The sequence below is a fragment of the Neobacillus drentensis genome (genome assembly GCF_036962765.1).
GTDB lineage: Bacteria > Bacillota > Bacilli > Bacillales > Cytobacillaceae > Neobacillus > Neobacillus drentensis_C.
On the sequence record NZ_JBALOS010000164.1, the window covers coordinates 9,192 to 12,917 of the forward strand.

Annotated in this window: 2 protein-coding genes and 1 pseudogene; 2 read left to right on the forward strand and 1 reads right to left on the reverse strand. The window is 39.7% G+C overall.

Annotated features, from left to right (window positions below):
- Positions 1–139: 139 nt before the first annotated feature.
- The gene (locus V7137_RS20020; RefSeq protein WP_335699707.1) at positions 140–1,339 is read right to left on the reverse strand and encodes an MFS transporter; all 1,200 of its coding nucleotides are present in this window, start codon (positions 1,337–1,339) and stop codon (positions 140–142) included.
- A 259-nt stretch (positions 1,340–1,598) separates the two neighbouring features.
- Here V7137_RS20020 and V7137_RS20025 point away from each other — a divergent pair, with 259 nt between their 5' ends.
- On the forward strand, positions 1,599–2,021 hold the full coding sequence (locus tag V7137_RS20025; RefSeq protein ID WP_335699703.1) for a MarR family winged helix-turn-helix transcriptional regulator: 423 nt from the start codon (positions 1,599–1,601) through the stop codon (positions 2,019–2,021).
- A gap of 336 nt (positions 2,022–2,357) precedes the next feature.
- A pseudogene (gene aspA, locus V7137_RS20030) lies at positions 2,358–3,726 on the forward strand (aspartate ammonia-lyase); the annotation flags it as partial.

Here is a 3,726-nt window from a genome sequence, read left to right on the forward strand (position 1 = left end):
TGGCATCTTTTCGTAAAAACATTTGCGGAAATTGCCTAGAAACTTAGTAAATGATCATTATTAAGTTCCGAAAGCTAAAAAAGTTTACGAAAAGAGTCCTTAAAAAAGGATCTGCAATCACAGATCCTCCTAGTAAGTTTTAGTGGCCTATACCGATATGATCTACATGCTTAACATGTTTCGTATTAACCCAGATAAATAGTACCGAAATAACCACAAACCCTGCTCCAACAAGGAATGGAACACTTGGATTATAAATTTCAGCTAGTTTTCCTGCAGTAAATGGTGCAATTGCACCTCCAATAAAACGGAGGAAGCTATAGGCAGCAGATGCCGTTGAACGTTCAACCGGTGCTGCATTCATCACGGCAGTAGTAATTAGAGTATTGTTATTACCTAATAATGCGCCGGCTAGAATAACAGCTGCAATGATGACCCACTGTGTAGATGTCCATATCCCCATCGCGATCAAAAGGACGGCAAACAAAAGTAACATCAAACACATTGATTTTATGGTTCCAAACCATTCGGTTAATTTTGGAGCCATAAAAACTGAGGTGAGCGCCAGTAAAATACCCCAACCTAGAAATACGTAGCCTAATCCGTGCTCATCCAAGCCCATTACAAATGGTGCATAGGCCAGTAAAGTGAAGAAGCCAAAATTATAAAGTGCAGCTGCAATACCGAAAACAAGCAGTGAACGATGTTTTAATGCGCGGAATGGATCCATTAATGAAGTTCGAGACTTTATTCCAGTTTGAGCAGTTGGTTTGGGCATCAGGATAATGAGGCCAATGAAGGCAATGACCATTAATGTTGCCACCCCAAGAAATGGACCTCGCCAAGACATAGCGCCAAGCCAGCCGCCAAGGAGTGGACCAACTGAGATTCCAAGACCAATTGCTGCTTCGTACAAAATGATAGCTTTTGCTGTTCCACTATTGGAAAGTGATACAATAGCAGATAAAGCTGTTGCTACAAACAATGCATTTCCAAGACCCCAGCCGCCTCGCAGTCCTACAAGGGTCCAAATCCCGTTTGAAATCCCGCCCAGTGCCGAAAAGACCGCAATAATCACGATTCCAGAAAGTAATGTCCATTTGATCCCAATTCTAGATGAGATCACTCCCGTTATTAGCATAGCTACTGCCATTACGGCATTATAACTAGTGAAAAGCAAGGTTACTTCACTATGTGAAGCATGTAATTGTTCGGCGATTGCCGGTAAAATAGGATCTACTAGACCCAAGCCCATAAAGGCAATAATACTTGCAAAAAATACAGCCCAGACTGCTTTTGGCTGTGTAAGTAACCCTGACTTATTTGTTGCCTCCAACATCTGTTGTGATGTTCCAATATTAGATTGTTGTGTTGGTGCCATTAAATTTCCCCCTATTGTTTGTATGAATCTACTTGCAGACTCTTTCCAACTTTTTGAATTAGTTGTATGATGAAAGTATATAATTGTATTATACAACTGATTTCCACTACGTCAATAGTGTTTTTGCAATATAGTCTGTTAGAATTTACTAATGATAAGACACGTATGTTATCATAATTACTAAGGAAAAAAGGGTAACTGTGAGGTAGGAAAGTATATGGATCATCAATCTTTAGAAATGATAGAGCTTGAATTAGCCGTTTTAATTCGCCGAACCACTTCCATATCCAGCAATAAAAAGTTCGGGAATCTTGATCGATCGGCTTATTTGATCCTTCATCGGATCAAAACGAAGGGGGCTGTTGGGGTTAAAGTATTAGCGGAGGAATTCAAGTTAGATATATCAACAGTCAGTCGACAGGCAGCCGCTTTAGAGCATAAAGGTCAATTGTACAGAATTCCCGATCCTTTGGACGGAAGGGCCTATTCACTTCAACTAACAGATCAGGGTACAGAGGATTTATTCCATTATAAACAGGCACGTTTGAAGAGAGTGGCAGAACTTCTGGAAGATTGGTCTGACCAGGAACGTGAACTATTTGGGAAGCTCCTGGAAAAATTCAATCATTCTTTTAAATAGTGGGAGGAATTAGGAAAACATGTTTGTTGACGACGTCATCCGCTAATTAGAATTAAAGAGGCAATCCAAAAAGTTGTGATACACAAACTTCTGGACTAGCCTCTTTTTTTAATTGGATTTCAAAGGGGAAGGTATTTGAACATCCAATGGTTTGTTTTGACTAGGTTTTTTTTCGGTTTGTACATGTAAGGATACCAGATATTTTTATTCAAATATTATTTTAATAGAGTATTCAAGATAAAAATGAGAGACATTGGTTATTTAAACTGGTATTATTTTTGTGTGATTAATATTTTTACAACAACTGTTTATAAAAAGGGTGGGAGACAGATCATCATGGATACTAAAAGAATTGAACAAGACTTCTTAGGAAAAAAAGAGATACAAGCAGATGTTTATTATGGGATTCAAACCCTAAGGGCAGTTGAAAATTTTCCAATTACAGGGTATCGAATTCATGAGGAATTAATAATAGCCCTTGCGATGGTTAAAAAAGCTGCTGCCATTGCCAATATGAATACGAAGCAATTGTATAGTGGACTTGGAGACGTGATCAGCCAAGCAGCAGATGAAATTATCGCTGGGAAATGGAACGACCAGTTCATTGTTGACCCTATCCAGGGTGGGGCGGGCACATCGATGAATATGAATGCTAACGAAGTGATTGCCAACCGGGCGCTTGAATTGCTCGGCCATGAAAAAGGTGCTTATATGCATTTGAGTCCTAATACCCATGTGAATATGTCGCAATCAACAAATGATGTTTTTCCAACAGCTATCCATATCGCCACACTTAGATTACTGGAAAAATTGCTTGTGACCATGAAGGATATGCATAAGGTATTTATGGACAAAGCGAAGCAATTTGAAAAAGTAATCAAAATGGGGCGTACTCATCTTCAGGATGCTGTTCCGATTCGACTTGGCCAAGAATTTGAGGCATATTCACGAGTGATTGAACGGGATATTAAGCGAATCCACCTTTCTCGTGAAAATTTATATGAAGTTAACATGGGAGCAACGGCAGTAGGTACAGGATTAAATGCGGATCCAAAATATATCCAAGATGTTGTCAAACAGCTCGCTGCAATTAGTGGCTTACCATTGGTCAATGCCGAACATTTAGTTGATGCCACCCAGAATACTGATGCATATACTGAGGTCTCAGCTGCGTTAAAAGTATGTATGATGAATATGTCAAAAATCGCCAATGATTTGCGGTTAATGGCTTCAGGCCCTCGTGCAGGACTAGGAGAGATTACTCTTCCAGCTCGTCAGCCAGGCTCTTCGATTATGCCAGGAAAAGTTAATCCCGTCATGCCGGAGTTAATTAATCAAATTGCCTTCCAAGTAATAGGAAATGATCATACGATTTGTCTAGCGTCCGAAGCTGGTCAACTGGAATTAAATGTAATGGAACCAGTCTTGGTTTTTAATCTGCTTCAATCTATTAGTATTATGAACAATGGCTTCCGTTCATTTACTGATCACTGTTTAGTAGGAATTGAGGCAAATGAGGCACACTTAAAAGCGAATGTGGAGAAGAGTGTTGGGATTATTACGGCGGTTAATCCACACCTCGGCTATGAAGTGGCCGCAAGGATTGCTAGAGAAGCAACTGTAACTGGCAAATCTGTCCGCGAACTATGCTTAAAGTATGATGTCCTTACCGAAGAAGAGTTAGATATCATTTTAAATATATACG